Annotated in this window: 15 protein-coding genes; 4 read left to right on the top strand and 11 right to left on the bottom strand. The window is 57.3% G+C overall.

All coding sequences use genetic code 11. The annotated features are described in order from the left end of the window. Positions 1-26 precede the first annotated feature (26 nt). The 4 genes from DVH23_RS20565 to DVH23_RS20550 all read right to left on the bottom strand — a co-directional run bounded on the left by DVH23_RS20565 (position 27) and on the right by DVH23_RS20550 (position 7,230). Entirely contained in the window at positions 27-1,577 is a 1,551-nt protein-coding gene (locus tag DVH23_RS20565) for a primase-associated protein (RefSeq protein WP_114579253.1), read from the bottom strand. A gap of 264 nt (positions 1,578-1,841) precedes the next feature. Continuing rightward, positions 1,842-2,771: a hypothetical protein gene (locus DVH23_RS20560; protein WP_114579252.1), complete on the bottom strand. Its 930-nt coding sequence runs from the start codon at positions 2,769-2,771 to the stop codon at positions 1,842-1,844. Positions 2,772-2,875: 104 nt separating this feature from the next. Then, positions 2,876-3,862 carry a DNA primase gene (locus tag DVH23_RS20555; RefSeq protein ID WP_232833863.1) on the bottom strand — a complete coding sequence of 329 codons (987 nt, stop codon included), beginning with the start codon at positions 3,860-3,862 and terminating at the stop codon, positions 2,876-2,878. Beyond that, on the bottom strand, positions 3,859-7,230 hold the full coding sequence (locus tag DVH23_RS20550) for a hypothetical protein (protein ID WP_232833862.1): 3,372 nt from the start codon (positions 7,228-7,230) through the stop codon (positions 3,859-3,861). Before DVH23_RS20550 ends, DVH23_RS20555 begins: the two co-directional genes overlap by 4 nt. Positions 7,231-7,362: 132 nt before the next feature. On the opposite strand from DVH23_RS20550, the gene DVH23_RS24775 reads away from it, so the two are divergent. Beyond that, positions 7,363-7,707, top strand: a complete 345-nt coding sequence (locus tag DVH23_RS24775) for a hypothetical protein (RefSeq protein WP_232833861.1) — start codon at positions 7,363-7,365, stop codon at positions 7,705-7,707. A 516-nt stretch (positions 7,708-8,223) separates the two neighbouring features. Beyond that, positions 8,224-8,391, top strand: a complete 168-nt coding sequence (locus tag DVH23_RS24770; RefSeq protein ID WP_232833860.1) for a hypothetical protein — start codon at positions 8,224-8,226, stop codon at positions 8,389-8,391. Positions 8,392-8,643: 252 nt separating this feature from the next. On the opposite strand, the gene DVH23_RS20545 is transcribed toward DVH23_RS24770, so the two are convergent. The 3 genes from DVH23_RS20545 to DVH23_RS20535 all read right to left on the bottom strand — a co-directional run bounded on the left by DVH23_RS20545 (position 8,644) and on the right by DVH23_RS20535 (position 14,880). After that, complete coding sequence (locus DVH23_RS20545; RefSeq protein WP_157972533.1) at positions 8,644-12,720, bottom strand: helix-hairpin-helix domain-containing protein; 4,077 nt, start codon at positions 12,718-12,720, stop codon at positions 8,644-8,646. Positions 12,721-12,738: 18 nt separating this feature from the next. After that, entirely contained in the window at positions 12,739-14,352 is a 1,614-nt protein-coding gene (locus DVH23_RS20540; protein ID WP_157972532.1) for a hypothetical protein, read from the bottom strand. 78 nt (positions 14,353-14,430) lie between these two features. Continuing rightward, a complete protein-coding gene (locus tag DVH23_RS20535; RefSeq protein ID WP_114579249.1) occupies positions 14,431-14,880 on the bottom strand; it encodes a hypothetical protein in 450 nt (149 codons plus the stop codon). A 337-nt stretch (positions 14,881-15,217) separates the two neighbouring features. Between DVH23_RS20535 and DVH23_RS20525 the strand changes: the two genes are divergently transcribed. Continuing rightward, positions 15,218-16,516 carry a hypothetical protein gene (locus DVH23_RS20525; protein ID WP_157972531.1) on the top strand — a complete coding sequence of 433 codons (1,299 nt, stop codon included), beginning with the start codon at positions 15,218-15,220 and terminating at the stop codon, positions 16,514-16,516. 32 nt (positions 16,517-16,548) lie between these two features. Here the strand turns inward: DVH23_RS20525 and DVH23_RS20520 are convergent, their stop codons facing one another. The 4 genes from DVH23_RS20520 to DVH23_RS20505 form a co-directional block, all read right to left on the bottom strand. Next, positions 16,549-17,598, bottom strand: coding sequence for a hypothetical protein (locus tag DVH23_RS20520; RefSeq protein ID WP_114579246.1), 1,050 nt, complete (start codon positions 17,596-17,598; stop codon positions 16,549-16,551). A gap of 2 nt (positions 17,599-17,600) precedes the next feature. Beyond that, positions 17,601-18,287, bottom strand: coding sequence for a hypothetical protein (locus tag DVH23_RS20515; protein WP_157972530.1), 687 nt, complete (start codon positions 18,285-18,287; stop codon positions 17,601-17,603). A 284-nt stretch (positions 18,288-18,571) separates the two neighbouring features. Continuing rightward, entirely contained in the window at positions 18,572-19,237 is a 666-nt protein-coding gene (locus tag DVH23_RS20510; protein ID WP_114579244.1) for an HNH endonuclease, read from the bottom strand. Then, positions 19,234-20,154, bottom strand: coding sequence for a twin-arginine translocation signal domain-containing protein (locus tag DVH23_RS20505; RefSeq protein WP_157972529.1), 921 nt, complete (start codon positions 20,152-20,154; stop codon positions 19,234-19,236). The genes DVH23_RS20510 and DVH23_RS20505 overlap by 4 nt, the downstream gene beginning before the upstream one ends. 86 nt (positions 20,155-20,240) lie before the next feature. On the opposite strand from DVH23_RS20505, the gene DVH23_RS20500 reads away from it, so the two are divergent. After that, complete coding sequence (locus DVH23_RS20500) at positions 20,241-20,618, top strand: hypothetical protein (protein ID WP_114579242.1); 378 nt, start codon at positions 20,241-20,243, stop codon at positions 20,616-20,618. Positions 20,619-20,795: the final 177 nt, after the last annotated feature.

The raw sequence follows: 20,795 nt of genomic DNA, 5'->3' as shown, positions 1-20,795 counted from the left end.
TTGAATCCGGAGGTTCTTCCACTATATTAAATAGAGTCAGTCGGCTCAAGTTGGTCGTACATTTCGTCGGGGAATGGGAGGCTGCCGTAGATGGAGTAGGGGCACTGATCTTGCCCAATGCAATACCGTTGCATATCGTCGTTGTCACAGTTCATGGGAAGTGGTATGTTTCCCTTAGGACCGATCCCGCGATCACCCCGCCGGGCTTCGTATTTGATCTGGTACTCGGTGATCTCTGGATCGAACCATGGCCAGCGGCTGAACACGTCTTTGATCTCGTCCGTGATTTCGTCGATGGACTTCTCACGGTACTGGGGAAGCCACATCACCATCCGGACGAAGTTGAAGAGGTCTTTCCGAACTGGTTTCTCTTCGTGGAGTCGCTCATCCATTGCTGCCAGACAAGGCAGTTCAAACAGGTCTTCGAGCTCCGTGATCTCAAGCGGGCGTGATCCACCACCCGAGTGACCGATGCAGTACGTATTGATACGCTCGCTCCGATCGATTGTGAGTGATTGATGCGATTCATAATTAGCAAGCGTTTTGGCGACGCTACGCTGGTTGGAGAACTGTCTTAATTGAGCTTGTTCACCCTCATTGTCTGGGACGTATGTGTCGAGTGTGTCGTACAGTTCCTGGGCCGTATAGAACTCACCAACCGTGGTCTGCGGAGAGGCTTGAACAGCGTTGCGAATCACTCGGACGACTTGCTCGCCCCGATCCCAGTTGTTCCACACTTGTTCATACTGCCCCCGTTCGATGGCCTCGTCAGTCCGCTCGGTGATGGCTGTCTCGTGCTCTCGAAGCCACTTTCGTTCTGACTCATCGAGTTCGTCTTCTTGAACTGCCAGTAACCGCCCAAAACACGTGCTGGCGTACGAACGATAGGTATCATGGAGGTGGTCGAGCGGGACGTAGAGATGGTTGTTCTTGACCTGCGCTCGAATCTCGCCCGTCTCTTCGTGACTGGTGGCTACAGTGGGTTCCCGCGCGAGACACGTTCGTGAGGCAGCCGCCATTGGAATCTCGACGTACAGTTCGGACTCGCTCTCGGCAGGTTCCTCTCCTCCCTCCTCGGCGTCGTCGAGTTCGGGCATGGGTTTGACGCCCGTACAGACGCGTCCTGGGTGGGGGCCGTCCTGGCTGGGACCTTTCGCGTAGAGGACTTCCGCAATCTCTTGGTAGAGTGTCAGATCATCGTACTCGTGTACAAGTGCGAGGAGGTTAGTTGCGAATAGTTCACGGATATTCTGGACGACTTGATTTCGACGGGGAGGGGTATCCTCGAACCGGGGCTGTTCGGTCACACAGACCGCACTCAGGGTAGCCAGCAAGACGAGCGTTGCGGGCCGATCGACGAACGGGTATTCGAGCGAGCGTTCGCGTTTTGATTTGTCGAACGCACCAGTCCCGAATCGCTCGAAGTCCGACAGAAGCGTCTCTCGGTCGGGGGTCTTGTCGACGACGTAGCGCTCGTATCCACGAGCGAAGAGTTCGATGATCTCGTCGTCGGTATACTTGGTTGGGATCGCTGCAACGAGGTAGGCGTCTCGCGTGTTCTCTCGTGGATCAACCATTGGGACCACCCTTGCTCTCAGCTTCGGTCTGGGCCTCGGAAACTGGGTACAAGCTCATGGGGTCGTCCTCGAGTTCGTCGTTTTCTGTGTGCTGAGCGTGACGGTCAGTGGGTTCGTTCATGGCTGGTTTCCCTGGGGTGAATCGTCCCTCGAGTTCACCTGTCGGACCGATTAGCGTACTTCCCTGGTCGCTTTCGCCGATTTCTGGTCGTGGGTCGGTCGTTATCGCCGTTTTCCTGATACTGTTCAATGTCTGCTGAGCCACTATGACCACCCCTCATCAATCGAATTGAGGTAGTTCACGAACTCGCCATCCCGATGGGAGTCATACTCAAGGATCGAGTGAGCGGGCTCAGGGGCCGTCTCGATTTCCGTCTTCTCGATTGACCCCTCCTGTGGGCTCTGTGGGCTCGATAGTTTTGTTTCGCGGCTCTTGGCGCGCTTGAGTTGCCCCAGGACGAGACACTGCTGAGGATCGAGGGAACGAATAGTCTCACGGTGAGCGCCCCCGAACCACCAATCAATCCCATGTTTCTCTTTCTGATGCGTTAGTGTTGAGTGAAAGCACTGTCTTGTCCCGAATTTGACAGCGAGTGTTCTGTCGGGCGGGGGAGTAGGCACGCCGATCAAGTCGTGTACATGCCTCGTGATCGCCCAAACGGACGTATTCGATCCTGTCCATCTGTCGAGGAGATTACGAAAGCGACTGGTCGCCTGAAAGAGAGAGTGAACCTCGTTGATCACAACAAGTGTATCCGCCGATCCGTTCGAGTCCACTTTCGCTTGCAAATAGTCAAAAACCACATCCGAGATCTTGTCTTGAGACCACGTTGGTTCAAGAGTCAGATGAGTATGGTCAAGACCTGACGGCGTCTCCGGCAAGTTGTCACTGCGCTTGTACCGCTCACCGTCGAACCACTCGATGATGGAAGCGAATGCCTCGAAAGGCTCGACAACGATGAGTAATCGCTCCTCACCACCCGCAACCCACTCGGCTGCTGCCTGTTTCACCGCATAGGTTTTTCCTGTCTGTGAAATCCCGACTGTGAGAAGGTTTTGGAACCTATCCTTCCCGTTTTCAGCAAATGGATCAACGTAGAGGCGGTCCCCATCGTCGGTCGTGCCGACGTAGAGTCCGTTATTCGTCTGGTTAGCGAACGGGTCTTTCTCGTTCATAGTGTCGATGGTTGTCATCAGTTTCTTCTGCGGCCGTGAAGTGGTGTTTGTCCGCTTTGCTCTGCTCTACTCTGAAACGTCGATTATCCGGACGAGCGGGGTGGGAGGAGGCTTCGGCTTCTTCATGTTCCTTTCCCATCGGAGAGAGGCTGCGTGTCTCTCGATTGCTCTCTCGTGAGTCGCCCACTGGGATCACTCTCCCCCTCGACCGGGAGGAACTGCGGTCTGGCATCTGTCCGAGGATCGAACGCGGGGCTCTCGATCGGCTGGACGACGCGACAGACCTCTGCGTGCAGCGAGTAGGGTACGCGGAGTAACCGGCTCCGGTCGGCTGTCACAACGGGATCGATCGGGATATCGTACTGTTCGAGCAAGAGGTCGTTCAGCACTTCGCGGCTTTTCTCGTCGTAGTCGTATTCAGGATCGTCATCGAGCAGGTAGACGTGCACGCCTTGCCCGGAGTAGACGACCATTGTCTCCTCGGCAGCAAACGCATCTGTGAAGATATCACGTGTTTCAAACCCGTACTCGATTGCTCGACCAATGTCCTCGAACGCGTAGGGATAGCCCGCCGGATCGGCAGCACGGATGCCAGAGTCAGCAAGCAACGCATCCTCACGATTCGAATCCATTGACTGAATTGCAGGGGGAGTGTCGGCCCGATCGCGTTCGGCTCGTGCTGTGGCGATGTCTTTCGCGTCAATATCGACTGCGATCACCCACGGGCGCTCCCAGTTATCTAACCCGTAGTAGACGCCCTCTGCGAGCGGGTCTCCTTTCTCGGTCAGGGCCGGATCGGCGAGTGCATACTTGCTATCTTGGAGCGGGTCATGCCGCGCAGGTGACTGAAAGAACGAGAGAAGCGCGTCTTGATCACTGAAATTCCGTGAGAGCTGCTCCCCGGACGAGTTCGTTCGCCACGTTGCTCGCCGGATGAAATCGCGATCCGGTTGTCCGTCTTTGCGGATTGGGTGACGTTCGCGAAAACTGAGCCCGAACTCTTTCGGTGCCGTTGGCGTGATGAACGACGGCAGCAGGTCTGTGTACTCGGGAAACTCCTCCGTGTAGAACGTATAGATCTCGTCACGGGTTGCTTCCTTCCACGTCATTTATCAATCACCTTCTGATTCAACTTTCTGAAGGTATGGACCGTTGTCATTCCACTGGCCTCGAACCCTTCGACTGCCTCCTGTAACAGTGAAAATGAATTCGCTGTTCGACCGCTTACTCCGTCAGGAAGCCGTTCAGCGTCGGCAAGCACATTCACGATCCCTCGAGCGTCGTCACGTGATGGAAACGCCCACACGGCGTTCGCGTCGGCTGCGGCCATCTTCTCGTAATCGCTCACAGCTGCGTCTGCGTTATTCGAGACCATCTCTACCTCTCCAACCCAGACAAGTTCATCGGTTGTATCGAACGCAGCGACGTCAAAGACCGTCTCAGAAGACTGGTAATAGTATCGCTCGACCCGATCGACTTCTTCGAGAGAATCGAGCCAGCTCCCCAGAAGTTCGACCCCAACTTTGTGTGGTGTCTTTTCTCCCAGATCACCTGTCCCTGGCTGGGCTGTAACTGTCTCGCCCAGAAGTTCCCGCCCAGCCGGAAGGACCGTATAGTACGGCCGCCGGTCGACTTTCTCTTTCTCGAGCAGTCCTTGTTCGATCAACACATGAACGTCAAGCCCATCGAGATCCTCCTGTAATCTGTCCATCCCCTCCAACAGTGTGTACCCCGGAAGGTCACGATTCATCGCGTCAAGCACGCGTTTCAGGAAGATCGCATCATCCCGTGAGAGCCCCCGTCGCCGGAGCTCATCGTCCGATACTGGGCACTCCTCCTCTGCTGTCGGATCAAAGAAGCCCGTTCCTGTTGTGACCGAACCGAGATCGTCGCTCTCTCCTTCGCCGACCGACTCGGTGTTGTCTTCCGCTTCACTGCTGTCCTGCTCTGGCTGCTCTATGGCGTCTCCCTCAGCTGTGGAACCGCGTTCGTCTCGATCACCGTGCTGCTCGCCAGCCCCATCGTCGGACTGAATCTCATCGAGCGAGTGCTGGCTGTCGGCCTCCGGAGTCTCACCCTTGGACTCTGCATCCGATTGCTCGTCTGTCTCCCCTTTCTCGGCCGGACTCTCATCTCCGTCAGGTTCCGGCGGAGCACCTACACGTCGATGGGTATCACTCCAATTGGACCACTCCTTCGCATCTTCATGCGTCGGCACATCCAACCCGTACTCGTTCTCAGTCCGTTCGATTACTTCAGGCAAGATCTCGTCGTCGAACGTCGCTTGTTCGGCGTCAGTCAGCGGCTCGTCGCTTTCTGGGTGCCCGCTCACGATCGGCATCGAGTGCAGTGTCAACGGTGCTGGGCGGTCCTCGCCGAACCCAGGGGAGGCGAGTTTCGTGAACCACTCGCCTGAAGCCATCCGGTTGTTCCGATTCCGAATGTCCTCGACAGACAACTCGTCGTGCGTGAACGTCTTCGCGAACCGATCCGTGATCGAGATATCGCCGACCAGTTTCGTATGCACCTCCGTTAACAGCTCTTCGTACGCACCGTTGCCGTTGTCCCAGCTTTTGACCTGCTCGGGGTACTGCATGATTAAACCGAGACTCAGCCCCGACGATCGTCCCTGGGGCAGCAGTTGGTCGGCAACCAGTTCGGTCGCGACGAACGGCGCGGCCTCTTCCAGGATGACGTTGACCACGTTCTCGGGATCATCACGTCGCCGGCGCTGAATCGAGTGCCACAGGTTGCTCAACAAGACTGTCGTGAATCCCCGTTGGGCGTCAAGAGTGAGATCCCCGAGGTCGAACAGGATCGTGACGTCCTCGTCGAGAAACTCACTGAACTCGAAGTGCGTGTCCTGCTGGTGGAAGCCGTAGAGGTCATCCCCGTCAGACTCACTACCGGGTTTGTATCGCAGCATCCAGTGGAGGTGACGGTCTTCTTTCAATCGGTTGAGCCGATTGAGCACGGCCCCCATCGTCGTCTGGAACTGATGCTCCTCCTTCTTGAACTGTGCAGTGAGCGAGTCGTGAATGTCGGCGTTGATATCGGCTACCTCTGGCAGTTCCTTATGGCGCTGCATCCGCGTTGCAGCGTCGACCAGATCATCCAACCCGAAGACATCACTCCCGTGTTTGGGATCGAACAGCGCGCGAATGAGGAACGTCAGCACCTCGTTCGCCACGAACGCCTGCTCGTACTGGTTGTCACCCATGATCATTCTCATGAGCGCGTGGAAGTGGTCGGCTTTCTCCTTAACCGCTGTCTCCCGATCATGTCCAGCCTCCAAGGCAGGGCGAATATCGAAAAATGAGATGGCTGGCAGCGTTCCCGGCTCCCGGAAGTAGTAGACGTCATCGAGCGTGCCGAACTTCTGGTAGTGAGCCATCAGGTAGTTCAGACACATGCCGTCGCCTTTCGGCTCGAACAAGACGTTCGGCCCCGATGTCGTCTCCGCGAGCGATCGAAGGATACGCTGAGTAACGTGACTCTTCCCAACGCCAGTCGCCCCACAAAGTAACCAGTGTAGCATCTGTCGGTCCGGCGGCAGCCGAAGCGGACCATCAACGGAACTCGTGGGGTCCTGACCAAGCACCATTCCCGTGGTGTACTGGCGGCGCTGGGCCGCGTCCAAGCCGGGGAGCGAGGTCCGACTTTCGGGAGTCGCGTGCGTTTCTTTCGTGGCTTCGTCCGTGAGGTGCTCGGTACTCGGGACGATAACCATGTTGCAGAGTTCGTTCGGATCGAGGTGGAGATCGGGTGTCGAGCGGCCGAGTCGCTTGCCGGTGACGATCTCGCGGTCGAGAACGCGATTGAAACAGCGCCGCGAGTACGTCTGACTGCGGCGGGAAACCAACCCTTTGTCGTATAGGTTCTCGCTCTCGATCGAATAGAACTCACCCTCGAGTGGGTCGAACACCGTGCTAATGTTGCGGAGTGACTGTTTGAGTTCAGACGTATCGCTGCTGGCCGACTGTGGCGGGACGGTCACCGCTCGCAGGTTGACCGTGAACGTATGGCTCCAGTCTTCGGCATCGAGGCTCTCGATGAAATCCCGATCGGCTTTGGGGATCGGTTGGGATTCCCGTCGACGGCGCTCCTCTTCGGGTTCAGGACCGTAGATGGCGTCGTTGATGACCCGGTTGAGTTTCTCCCCCCACGTCTCACGCTCGCCTCTCATCAGTTCGATACGTTTGTTCCCCCTTCGGGTCGCATCCGGCTCACCTTTGAAGGCGGCTTGGAAGACTATGGGGTGGTCGGTCGTCGCGAAGTGGTCGATCAGCACGGTCAGCGGCGCATGTGAGAAGTCTTTCGTGAAGTCCTCGTCGCCGAGTTCCTCGTCAAAACGCCTGATCGGTGTCATCGGATCGCCACTGCCCGTCCATCGCAGGCTATACGGTTCGACTTCGTCCGGGTGGGGGCGTGCGAGAACGCCCTCGCCGGTATCAACGGGCGTCTCGAGGCCGAACATGAGTGATCCCCGATCGCGGTTCTCTGCATCTTCTCGCGCACGCAACGCGTCAAGATCGACACGCGGGAGTTGCATTCCCCGGGGCGTGTCGGTCTCGGCTCTCCCTGCCCCGATATCCCTCTCCGTATTGGTGTGGCCACCGCTGGCACCGCTATCGACAACGCCGCCGTCAGCGGCGGCTGGCTGATCACTATTGCCGTGGACGCGGGCGAGTGCATCGGCTTCCTCGGGCGTACACTGTATTGTACCGTTCGCGAGCGCGGTCTCGAACTCGTCATACGTATACTGTCGGGGTGTGACGAGTTTTTCAGCGAGATCGACTGTCACCCGCTCGAGTTCGACCGTCTCTGGATACACGGCTTTGAGCCGATCGTAGAGCGTCCCGAAGTGTTGGTCAGTCGTATAGTAGAACTCGATCGGTGCGTCAGTCCCGTTGCTGTAGATGGTGAACTCGAACGTCAGCGGGTCAGAATTTGAAAACGGATTCAGTCGCTGCCAGCGGGAGCCGCCCTTGCGATCGAGATTGTGCAACGTGCTGATTTGGCTGACGATATCCACTGGGGCTCGGTCACCCGTCGATGGAACGACCCGGACGTACTCCTGTCTGCGATCGAGCGGGGAGTCAGTGCTCACCTCGAGGTCGAGGACGATCCCGTGAACCGCTCGAGGAGTCGAAATTCCTCGGCAGTGGACTTCGGGAATGTTCGAGGTGAGCGTGCTGAACGTGACGGTCCCATATGAGAGCAGCCGACCACAAAGCGACTGATGGCAGGTCGTATCGACGACGCGATCGAGTGAGAGTTTCGTGAACCCATCCGTTCGGATACCGCGGCTGCGGACGTAGAGTGTCTCGGGAGTGAGGACGTATTCGGTCCGAAGCGCCCGGACGATTGGGAGTGCACAGAGAGTACCACCCGCTACACCGATCAAGAGCGGAATCGCGCTGAGCAACCAGAGAGGAATCTCGGCAGTGGTGACCACCAGTCCGATCTCATGCGGGGGGATAGCGGTGAGATCTGGCCCGGTGGCGACCCCAGCGAGCGTGTCGGTAGCGAGTGCAATCGCGAGGATGAGAAGCCCAACCCCGATCCCGTACGCCCGGAGTCCGCTCCGAACCAGCGGGCTCCCGATCCACTGGACATCGAGATCGTCAACCGCTGAGATATCGTCGTCCTCCTCGACGATCCACGCGAGTTGAGCAGCGTCAGCAGACTCACCGACAGCCGCGTCAGAAGTCGCTGACTCGTGATCTGTGTTCTCTCCTTCGGATGAGTCGGTATCAGTCTTGGACTCGGGGTCAGTGCCGGTGGTCGTACGGTCTGGGCTTGATCGGTCGTCGGCTGGTGAGACGGTCATGGATGGATCACCTCGTGTGGTCGAACGGATGAACGGAGTACCGTCCAGATGGCGGTCTTAGTCATCGTCATCACCTGCGATCTCCTCCGCGGAATCACTGGGCGAACTCGTGCTGGTCGTGGATTCGTGGTCAGCCCTGTCGGTGGCGGGAGTGGCCTCCGTCCGAGCGATGCCGATCCACTTCTCTAACAGCGTTGAGGCGATGAGCGTCTGCTCTTCGAGCGACTCGAGATCCGCCGCTGCAAGATCAGCAACGGTTTCAATCCCTGCCTCACGGAGCTGGCTGCTGTAGGAGTCCCCGATTCCCGTGATCGTACTGACCGCTTGGCTCTCGTCTTCGCCGTCCGCTTCGTTTTCCTCGTCTTCAGAACTGTCCTCAGTCGGTTCGTCCTCTCTCCCATCCTCCGACTCCTCGTCATCTGCGTCCGTAGTCGGAGTCGCAGTCGGGTTCTCTGGTTGAGCGGGAGTTTCTGTAGTGGTTGAACTACTGTCGTCGCTCTCATCAGCCGACGGGTGACGCTCTTCGTGAATTGCTGCGAGAGCCGATTCAAGCGGCCCTGGACCGTCGCTCGTCTCTTCATCCTCGTCCTCGTCCTCGTCCGTCGCCGTATCAGTGTGTCCCTCGTCGTCGATCTCGTCCGTGCGACCGTCGGATTCCTGGCTGTCCACCGACCCGTCCTCGGTCGCCGCTTGAGCGGTGCGTTCATCGGTGGAGTCTCCGAAGGCCCGATCGAGGGCACCGGGATCACTCACATACGAGCGGATATACTGCTGGAACGCGCCGTGTGTGTCCGGGTCGTAACTCAGCAGGGCATCCTCGAACGACCCAGCGGACACCTCGAACGTATACCACTCTTCCTCGTCACTGAAGCCAACAATTCCCGTCGAGTACCCTACATCGGCCTCTCCCGTCACCGCCTCGCTGGTGACGAAATTGTATTGGCTCTCGTTTAGCCCGAACGCGTCAGCAACCGGACGATCGAGATCCTTCACCCGGAAGAACTCGGTCGTCGTACACTGCCCGCGGATGGCGTCCTTGTGGCCGGCTTCATCGTCGTCGCCGCTGATGAACTCGTCCGGGCGGTGCGAGAGGAACCACAGCCCTGCGTCGTAGTGACGCCAGTGACGTGCAGCCTGTTGGAGCCACGGCAGCATCTCCTCGCTATGCAAGAGGTAGTGGGCCTCGTCGATGACGAAAATCGTCTCCTCCGGCGCGCGTTTGACCATCTCGTAGACGTTGCGCAACAGCAGTTGGAGCATCGTCGACTTGTCCGCTGTGCCCAGTGCTTCGATCTGCTGTAAGTCCAGATAGTTGACCTCACCCTCCTCGAGCGTTACCTCACTCTTCCCGATCAAATGCTGGTAGCGCCCGTGCTTCTTGAAGCCGACCAGCTTGCGGAGGAACTGGCGCACCTCCTGTTTGACCTCCTCACCCTCAATGTCGTGCCCGGAGAGCGTGTATTCGGTTGGGTTCTCGAGCATCGTGGTCGTTTGCTCGATGAAGTCGTCCATCGTCGGGCTTTCTCGGCTGTGCGTCTCCGGCTGACCGGGGTATATCCCGGCATCGCGGTAGGTCTCCGTGACGATCTCACTGACGAGATGTTTGAAGTCGTCCGGGTCCCCACCTTGGGCCTTGATGATCGACAGGATCCAGCTCACTGCCGAGTCGCGAGCCATCCCGAACGGATCGACGTCTTTCGTCTCCATCACCGTCTCAGGGGTCTCCTGAATCAGCAGTGGGTTGATCGTCGTGTTCCCGTCGACAACGATTCGGTTGCCGTTGACCGCCTCCGTGTGCTGGTAGAATTCGCCCATGGTATCGAGGAAGATCACCGTGCGACCCTCTTTGGCAAGCCACCAGCGCAGCGCGTGTTTGCCCCCGTGGTACGTCTTCCCCGAGCCCGAGTCCCCCAGCGTGAGCTTGTGACCAGCCCCGCCTCTCTCGAACTGGCTCGCGGTGAGTACCTGCCCGTGATGTTGAGAGCGACCGTACTCGACGCCCTCGTCGTCCTGGACAGTCGAGCGAGCGAACGGGAACAACGTGCCGAGCGCACCGTCGAGTACCATCGTATAGTGGTCTTTCCAGGAGAGTTCGTTGTAGTGGTCGCGCGCACCTGGAGCACCCGATTTGAACAGTTCGTCGGCTCTCGATGACGAGATTGGCGTGAGTTCTGCAGGCGTGTCTTCGACCGCGTTCAAGACGTGCTCTTCGGCTTCCTCAAGCGCGCGTCGTTTCGCAACGTCAAGCGAGAGCGTCTCCGGGGATTCGTAGCCCTGCTCGATCTGTGATTCAGCGAGATCCAGGGCCTGCTTCGATCCGGCTCGGACCGTGAGATACCCGTTGAGCTCGAACGGCCGGACAGTCGTCTGCTTCAGCAGTTTGTACATCCCCTGGTAGTAGTGGACGTCCTCGGTCATCACCGAGGACTCGATATCATGAACCTGCTGTCTGTCGCTGATATCCGCGTCAATGTCCTTGATCTTCGGTTTGAGTCGGTCGATCGCATCAGCCTTCTCGACCGGGCGTACGCGGAGTCGCAGGTCGAAATCAACACCTGTGAGCGTCTGCAACGACTGGAGGAAGTTCGGCGATGGGCGCTTTCGCCACCCGGTCAGCCAATACGTGCGGGCATACTGATCGCCGACCTCCACATAGTCACCGTGAACGTCGAACGTTCCAGGCGAGAGAGCGTCCTGAAGAGGTGAAGACGCCACGTCACGGCCGCTGTCCGTCTGCGAATCCGAAAGTGGATGGAACAGCCCTTCCCGAATCCGGGCCAGTGTGGTTGTCTTCGATGCTGTCTCCGTATCCTCGAATACGTCCTCGGCTGGTCCGGCCTCAGTAGGCGATTGGAGCAGCTGCGTGACGACGTTATCTGTGGGCTCCAAGCCGGTCGCTCCGCCGTCACCCGCGACCTCGGCTTCATTGACGCCCGCGACTGCATCGAGCGAAATCCGTCCATCAAATTCTCCGACACGTTCATCTTCACCAGCGTGTGTATCCGCACTGGCCCGGGCATACTCATCGAGATGGGCGTCGACCGCTCCTGGTCGGTGGCTATCCATCTTCGCGCCCTCATGCTCGTGGGCGTCTGATTCAGTCGATTTGATATCGGGCCACACCGCGAGGTTTGTCGTCTGCGACGCCGAGTCATCGGTGAACTGTCGGTGCTCGACTCCAGCCCAGTATTTTGCGAGCAGGAGGGCGTGCTCAGCCGGATCGACTAGTTCGCCCGAACAACCGCTCACCGAACCCGCGACCGCCTTCGCGGAGGCAACCCGATCACGCAGTCGCCGCCGTATCTGCGTGCGCTGGTTCCCGTCCGACTCACCTCCACCACCGAACGACAAGAGCGAGCCACCGTCTGACCGATGGTGCTCATCGAGCTCCCTCGGATCGACTTCGACGACGATGTACGATCGGAGTTCGCGAGCGTCCCACGTCTCGTCTTCACGCTCTTCGTAGAGGACGTAGTCCTCGAGGAGATCGCGGGCGATGATCCACTCGTCGCCACCAAACCGCTCACTATGGCGTTGCTCGCGATATTTGTCTGTGATCTCGTCGACGTCAGTGTCGAACGTCGTCATGAAGAAATCGAACGGGCCGTCCATCTCCCGGCGGAGCGCGAACGTCAGATCCTGTACCATGTCGTTCGCCTCCGAACGAGACTGCCGCTCGGTATGTCGGCCCTCGACGCGTACGAGCGCGATGTAGCGTCCGTCCTCCATCTCGGCGAAGCCGTTTGCAAAGATCCGCTTGAACCCGTGAATCGGTTCGACCGAGGACTCGAGGTGAGTCTGCGGGTACTGCCAGCGGAGGGTCATCGACCGAAAGCCCGCACGAGCACGGTCGATTCCGGTCGTCGTCTCGTAATCAGTGGTATAGGAGACAGCCATTCCGATCATGGCCAGCGGGATCCCGAGTGCAACTGTCAGCCAGAGGAGACCAGAGCCACTGGTGAACGGCGAGGTGAAAATGCCGAAGAACAAGATGATGCCGCCGGGTGCACCGTAGAACACGTGTTTGAGCTTGTACCCTCGCACTTTGATCGACGAATCGATGTACGGGAGGGCAAGCTGTGACGGATTTCGATCAGTCGTCTCCGACTCGGTTGGTGATGCGTTGGTTGTCATTGTGATGTGGTGGTAGTGTTATGAGTTGACTTCCCGATCGATCCGATCTTTTCGCATCTCACTGAACGTCTGTTTCTTGCGCAATTCGAGGGGCTGCCGACGGTTCTCAGGGTTGGAATCACCACCCTGGGTGGACTCGTCAGGACTCGCGCTGGAGCCACCGTTGCCTTCGCTGGGAGCGCTGTCACTACTCGTGCTGGATCCTCCACTCTCACTACCCCCGCCCTTGGATCCGCTGCTGGGACTGGCCTCGTTCGATACACTATTGCTACCGTCGCTAGATCCACCGCCGGCAGTGGAATTCTCGTTACCGTTCATTTTCTGTCGAACTCCCTGCCTGTAGTGACGAGCGAGGTGATGCACCTCGGCTGGTGCGTTCTGCATCACGCGCTCAGTCGGCTCCCGGCCAAGCTTGAGCGCGGCGGCGACGTGTGCCTTCTCCATCAACTTCCAGGGGAGGTAGACGAGAGCGAATCCGATCCCGAAGACGATCAAAATGAGCGAGCCAGCGGTCCCAGCGATTGACTCACCAAGCGGGAGGCGAACAAGGAATCGCAAGATGAGAGACTGAACAGTCGAGAGTGCGAGGAGGACCCCGAGAATATACAATCCGAAACTGCCGTACGCGCGTGCCTGGCCGTGCGATGCCCATGCGGCCCAGCTGAGCGGCCAAAACAGTACAGAGAGGTACGTCAAAAAATGCATCGTGATGACAGCGACCAGTGCCGCAACGACGACGACCCCCTTGGCGACGAGCAATCCCAGCAATAGAAGGACACCAAGACCGAATCGGACTCCGCCTTCGGGGGTCGCGAATTCTTCGCCATCGGGGTAGATCTCCGCAGCGAGCTCGGCAAACAAATGCAAGAGTGCGGGCGCGAACGCGAAGGTCCCGAACACCATCAGGCCCGCAAAGGCGACACGCTTCCATCCTCGACGGCGTTTCTCGGCGCTCTCATAGGAGAACGAAATGCCGAACTGTGCGATCAACCACATGACCGCGATGACGATCGGCCACGAAATCACTGCGAAGACCGTCTGCCACTGCTCGCTCTCGGGCTCGGTCCAACTCGAAGGATCGGTTGCCTCCCCCGGTGCCGGGACCTGGACAGCGATTTCGTGAATCGCGTTGATCACGACGACGATCTCGCTCAACAGTGCCGAGACTGCCCACACCACGAGGCTGTGGAACCACTCGCCTGGGGACTGGCGCATTGCGTTCGCAGTGTCTGAGATCGTTTCTTCTGCGGCTCGGGCTGAGTCATAAATGTCACCAGCTGTTTCACCTCCGGGGATATGCTCTTCGGCAAGGTCTCGACCTTGGCTTAATCCCTCGTCACGACCGTTCTCAAGTCTATCAACCGCGGATTCCACTACCCCACTGCCATCTTCATCCGCAGATTCGGTTCCGTTTGAGTTGTTTTCCGAATCTTCTTCTACAGCAGGAATCTCATCCGTGTCGACACCAAATCCATCGTCATCAGAATTAGTCGACTGGTTCGCCTCGCCAAAATCGATCGAGACATTTGTCCCCTCGTTAGGGTCTGCTCCAAATCCGTCGTCGGCAGTCTCGTTACTCTCGTTTTCCTGTGCATCGACGACCCCAATACCCAACCCTCCAAAGACTGCCATAGTCAGCAAGAGAGCCCCTACAAGCGCAACCAACAACCACCTCTGATCAACCGAAACCTGGGGTCTCATGCTGGACGGTCAGAACATGAAGGGCATGATGACCAAAATCTCCCCACCCTGGAGACAGCCATCAAGGTTGATCCCGAGGTAATCGAGGACCGCGCTCATGCTCCCTAAGAATAGCCCTCCAACAAGTGTGATGAATCCGTTAATTATGTTGTTGCGCTCACCCCGGCGACCACCTCCGCCACCGCCCGTCCCGAAGAAGCCGAGCCCAATTTGGGCCAGCCCGATGAGGATAAGGATTAGCGTCAACAGCCCAAAGCCGAGGAAAACCATCTGTCCGAGCGCGCCCGAGCAAGCGACATCGCCGGCTTCCTCAAGCGCCGATTGGGCAACCACTGGCTGGATCAGCACCAACACCGCCGCAACGAACATTGATATCTGGATTACTGCGACACTCTGTCGCCCCAGAACGCGTTTCGTTGCTTGAATCACTCGCTCCAGCGCCTTGTTATTTGGCACCATGTGAACATCACTCTATACCACTCGATAAATAATTTATGGAATGCTAACTAATCTAATAGCTTAATATAGAATAGAAACTAATGGAAATATCCTATGGGAATTTTACTAGTGAAACCACACCATATCTGATGAAAGAACCTCCATCGATAGTTTATCACTCTCCCTAATGTTATGATGATTATGAATAAGTATGAAGTGACTAGTTAACAAGACTCTCACAATCAAGAGGAGACATTGTGTGACGCTCCCTACGCTAACTCGGCGAAACCTCTTAGCAGGGATCGGGGCGACAGCGAGTGCGACGGCTCTTGCTGGCTGCGGTGGGCAAACTGAGTCGATGTCCGTGGGTGACGGAGATATCCCTACTACACTTTCACCGGATCAGTATGCCCCACGGTTTTCCGAGGTCGTCAATCTCGTCGACGATTTCGGTGCGGATCCATCGGGAGAACACCCGATCGATGCTCCTCTCCGACAGGCGTGGGATAACGACCGGCTCATCGTACTCCCAGAGGGCGAATATAAAATGAATCGGCCGTTCCGACGGACGAATACCTCGAACGTTGGGTTGATTGGCCAGAACGCAATCATCCGACACGGTGAGGTGAAGGCGATACATCGGCACACAGTCGATCGTGGAGAGTACAGCGGCTCCACGATGATGTTCCGTATCGGGACTTCGACGAACCCGCACGGCGATCTCGTCTTCGGTGGCCTCATTTTCGACTGGGGGTGGCACGCGAACGCGGGAATGCAGGGCCTCAATGCGTTCATCGACGGAGAGGCTGAGATCCGTAATATCGTCTTCCACGGAACTCATTCGCTCGGGTCATTCGCTAATTTGCGCGTCGCAAGCGCCGAACCCGACTCGGTTGCCCTCGTTGATTCAGTCGATATGAGCGGCGGCGGACTCCACTATATTGATACGATCAACACTCGAGAAGAGCGTCGGTACGATGAGGGACCCGAGCATCCCGACTTCGGGCAAAGCTGGGGATCGACGGGGTTCACCGGCCATCCCGATCAACAGGGAACGACCGTCATCCGTAACCTCGTCTGCGGTTCTTGGCCTGACAACGCGATCTACCCTCGCGGAGGATCCGGCAGAAAGATCGTCTCGGGATGCACCGTTTGGAACGGCGGCGGGTCCCAGATTCGGACCAACGGAGGCGACGACTGGGAGCCTGTTGAATGGCTTGACGGCACCGACGACAAGGACGAAGCTCTCGACGGGTCGTATCCCAGCTCTGTCATCGAAGAATGTCATGTCTTAATAGATAACAAACCAGATGGCGTCTATATTAACCCCCGTGGAATCCTGATTCAAGACGGCCATCAACTCGTTCGCGACTGTGAAATCGAGATCGCGTATGCTGAGGGCGGCGGCGCTGGAGGGACGTATGGTTTCGGGACGCGCGGCGAAGGTGGGGAGTCACCGGCAGGTCCGGCCGTCGTCGAGAATTCGAGGATCACGCTCAACGAAAACGCCAATGCGATCTATGTCTCACCGTACACGAATTCGATCGAATTCCGCGACATCGAGATCAACACAGTTGGCTGGGAGGCCGGCCTCAATCGCCTCGTCGGTGGCACAGGTGCCGATCAACTCGAGAACGTTATCGTGAACGCTCCGTGATCGTCTCGACATTGGAGAACAGTGCTCGGAAGCTAGCGAAGCGCAACCGTCGCAAGGATCTCCTCCGCTAACTGCGCGTACTCCTCGTTGTATACCGACCGCGAGACAACTACGGCAGTTCTGTACTGGTAGCCACTGGCCTGGGCGATCAGTTCGTGAGCGAAGAAGTTTCTCTCGCGTTCGGCCATCTCAATGATGAACCGATGCCCCTCCTCACCGCTCGAGAGTGTCACCGGATCGTCCGCATGGATTTCAACACTCGGATCGGGTTCGAAGTCCTCGCGGAAATGGCGAACTTCTCGGTCGAGATTGCTTCGAGCCTCCCAAATTTCGATCCAAAGCCACGCAGTCTCGTCATCATTGTGGATTTTAACGTAGTCGTCTCCCTCATCAATCGCCCAGTCGGCGGGATAGTCGACTTGGTAGGTCAGCTCTTCGATTCTGTACCGCTCGAAGCGACCGACCTCACCGCCTTCTTCACCACCGGAATCCTCTTCTTCCTGATCGCTCTCGGAGTCGCCCTCACCAGTGCTGTCCTCAGATCTGTTCTCGCCCGTCTCATCCCCCGAGTCGTCTTGATCTTGGGGTTCCTCAGTGGTTTCGTTGTCGTGACTCTCATCTGTGATGCCGTTCTCTCCATCTATGTCACTCGTTTTGTCTTCGGAATCGGAATTAGTCGTCCTGCCCTCGTCATCTTTCTCACGACCTGGGCCTTCTGATGCGTCGTCGGCTTCTCTCTCGTCCTCTGTGGCCTCGTCATCCGGTTCCTCCTCACCTATCGAACCATTACCTCCAGCAGCTACATCATTGTCGTCATCCCCTTCCTCCACTACGGCCTCGTCTTCAAATTCGTTCTCGTCACCCCTCTCTTCCTCGAGTATCGGGCTCCCGCTCTCGTTTTCACTCTCGTCCTCGGAATTGTTTTCACCCGTTTCGCTCTCTGGCTCTTCAGCTTGCTGGGCATTATTGCCCGTCCCAAGGCATCCCGTAGCCCCACTAAGGACTACAATACAACCAGTAGTGAAGAAGAAATCTCGCCGCGTAACAACGTCGGCTTGGTCTGGCGAGTTCCCGCGTCCCATCGTTAGTCGCTGCTGTTGTCGTTGGTTCCGCTCTCTTCATCAAAGTTGTTAGAGATCTCGACTGTCTCTGTGACCCGTTCCCCATACTCCTCTGCCGAAATCTCTTCTGCATAATACGCTCGAGCCCAATCACCTTCGACAGAAAAAGACCCTTGCTCAACGTCGTTGTAGTCCACAATTGTAACGTGAAAACCCGTCGTCTGCTCTTTCAGCTGTCCCTCATATTCTCCCGAGAGTTCGTTTTGAAGTATGTCGTCATATATAGCATAAAGGCCTGAAATATCACCTATTTCTTCATTAATCTCTCCACGATCTTCTGCATATGTCCGGTATTCAATGTGGATGATACCATCGTTCATTTCACCCCCCGTGATCTCGTATCCATTTTCTGTTAATAAATCGCTGAATATCTCATACGTGTGAGCCGCCTTTTCCTCTTCAGAGAGTTCGCCCTCCGAATCACCCACACTCTCCCCGATAAATTCTTCTCCATCGAAAGCATCAGCCCCGGTGCCATCCGCATCACCTTCATCGCCCTCGTCATCGCCAACTGGCGCACCGTCGGCTTCAATCCCACTCTCATTCTCGGTCGGTGCGTCAGAGCTGCCGTTGTCACCCAGCACTAAGAACGGTGCAACACCGAGGCTCGCAATCACCGAAACCGTCACCAATAGTGCGACGAGTGTCACCGCTGCTGGTTTCGCTCCACCTCCAGGAGTGAACCCTGGCGTGTTGCGCATCGCGAGCCGGTCCGAGATCCGATTATAGTTCGAGAACACTGCATACGCGAAGATGAACGGCACTAACGGAAAACACACGAGATACACTCCGAGAACGACGAGATTGCGTTGGGTTCGGCCCGGTGCCATCCCAGGGATATACGTTATGAGTGTCATTGTCTCTCTAGCCGTTTTATACTACTAGATACTTATCAGTATTAAAATTTCCCCTGACGTGAAAACTCACGATCACGTCAGTGCAGGTGACCTCGCCACAGTGCCCACACCCCAATCAAGACTGGGGGCCACACCAACAGCGCTGTTGATAGCAACTCGATACTCACCCCGACACCCTGCAAGACGATCGCTGTAATCCCTGCAGCACCCAGTCCGAGAACCGTTGTGACGAATAGCGGCTTTGAAAGAAGGACTGCTAACACGATCACTGTCGGGATACCGACCCAGACTGTCTCATCCTCGAGCGAGCCAAATTGAATGCCTCCTCCATAGGCGAGCAAGCGACCAAACAGTCCGACCCAAACCGACATGATGAGCGCAGCGAGACCCCCTCGCAGGCTCGCTCGAGCTGGCCCGATCCGATACACCCTCGGCCCGTCGCCGACCCAGCCGTCCTGGAAGATATCGTGCTCGTGGTTGTTCTGGTGACACGGTTCGCACAGCGTCTCGAGGTTCGACAGGCGATTCGACCCACCGTCTGCACGCGCCTGGATGTGATGAGCGTGGAGACGCTCGCCGTCGTCACCAGCGTAAGGTCCGCTCTGTCGTCCGCAGTTCTGGCACGTCCAGTCGTCGCGTCGATAGACGGCCTTGCGTCGAGCGTCCCAATCCGGGGGATTTCGCCCCGAATAGGTCTCTGGGTCGTCGTACCGCGGATTGATTTCGGACTCGTACTGACTCATTCGATTTCAGCCTCCACGAGCTGTGTCTCCTCGAAATACCACAGGTTCGACTCCCGCGAGAGCTCGCCGCCGAACGCGACCGTAAGAGTCGCGAACAGTTCCGTCTCAGGAAAGATCGCGACCACCAGCGTTGCCTCGATCTCCTCGCCCACCCACTCCGCAACCTCGTCCTCAGTAAAGGTCTCCTCGGGGAACGCAAACGGAGAATACGCGGTGACGGCGCTGGTCGTCTCGTCAACGCCAACGACAGCATGGCCGACCGTCGAGACCAGTCCATATTGGTCATCGTTGAGTGGAATGAGTCTCGCTCCATCGGGGGTAGAGTCGTCGCGGTCCGGCGGAGCGACCCGTGGGTTCGGAACGTTCTCACCCGCAACGCCTGACTCGAAGATGAGCCCTGGAGCGTTCCCATCGTTTTCGAGAGCGATTACTGGGGCTGTCGTCGAGGCGCCGTGAAGATCGGTTAGCGGTCCTGTGGCGGGATCGTCCCCAACGTCGGTCTGCCCGAAAATGTCGATATCGGCGAGTTCGACAGCCGGCTCGAGTGTGATCGACCGTTCGTGGCGCTCGTCGTCGGCATCTACGGCCACGACCGTGTACTCCTCCCCCCGCCTGTACATCGCTTGGGCCTCGCCGGAACCGTACTCGATGAGTGAGAGTGCAATGCGGCGCTGTCCCAACTCAAGAGTGGCCCCGTTGAAGACATCGCCGTCAGGGTTTACAAGACTGATTTCTTCGATCTGCGACCCCTCAGCGAACGTAACCACGAGGTTCCAGCTCGAACCCGTGATCTCTTTGAAGACGCTTTCCTCGGAACTCGAGAGGCATCCCGCTAGACTCACACCAGCGAGAGTAGCACCCGAGGCGGTGAGCAGCCGCCGTCGATGCATAGTACCACATCTTATATTATCATACATAAGTATTCGCCAGAGCTAAAAGAACTGATTGAGAGTTACCCCACGGGAACTATTAGTCTGGATCTCGTGGGGTAACTACGAGGACGATGGCTGAAGACAAACCAGACCCACCAGACCTCCCTAAGACGCTGCTCAAGCCGCTCGAACGCCAGTCACCCGATCGCCTTGACGACGTGAGCGCGTACGCTCGTGAGCTCGCGCGGTGGAAGCGTGCCGAACGGGAACGGGAACTCGCCGAAGCTCGGGAACGAGAATCAATCACGGACGACGAAGAGACCGATCTCAGAGAACGCGGAATATCGACTGACCCTCAGGAGTATGAAGGCGTAGCCACCAGTGGTGCGTACATCACGATCAAAGAAACGAAGCCCGGCTACGAGTATTATTACTGGCAGTGGCGTGAGGGAGATTCGTGGAAAAATGAGTACATCGCGCCTGTCGATCCGAAATCAACTATTGATTGAACCACCGGTCAAAATGAACTCGTCTACCTATGATTCAGTAGAAGAGACTATCGGTAGTTCCCATCGAATCAGAACGTAGTCAGGACTGATAGGGTTAGATTCTCAGGAGACGTCTAGATGGGTGCATGTGAGATTCCTATACCATCCAGACACTGTGCTTACGGCCTCTGAGCTTGA

This window comes from Saliphagus sp. LR7, assembly GCF_003344565.1.
GTDB lineage: Archaea > Halobacteriota > Halobacteria > Halobacteriales > Natrialbaceae > Saliphagus > Saliphagus infecundisoli.
Note: the sequence above shows the minus strand (reverse complement) of the source record. Positions and strands in the feature narration are given on the sequence as shown.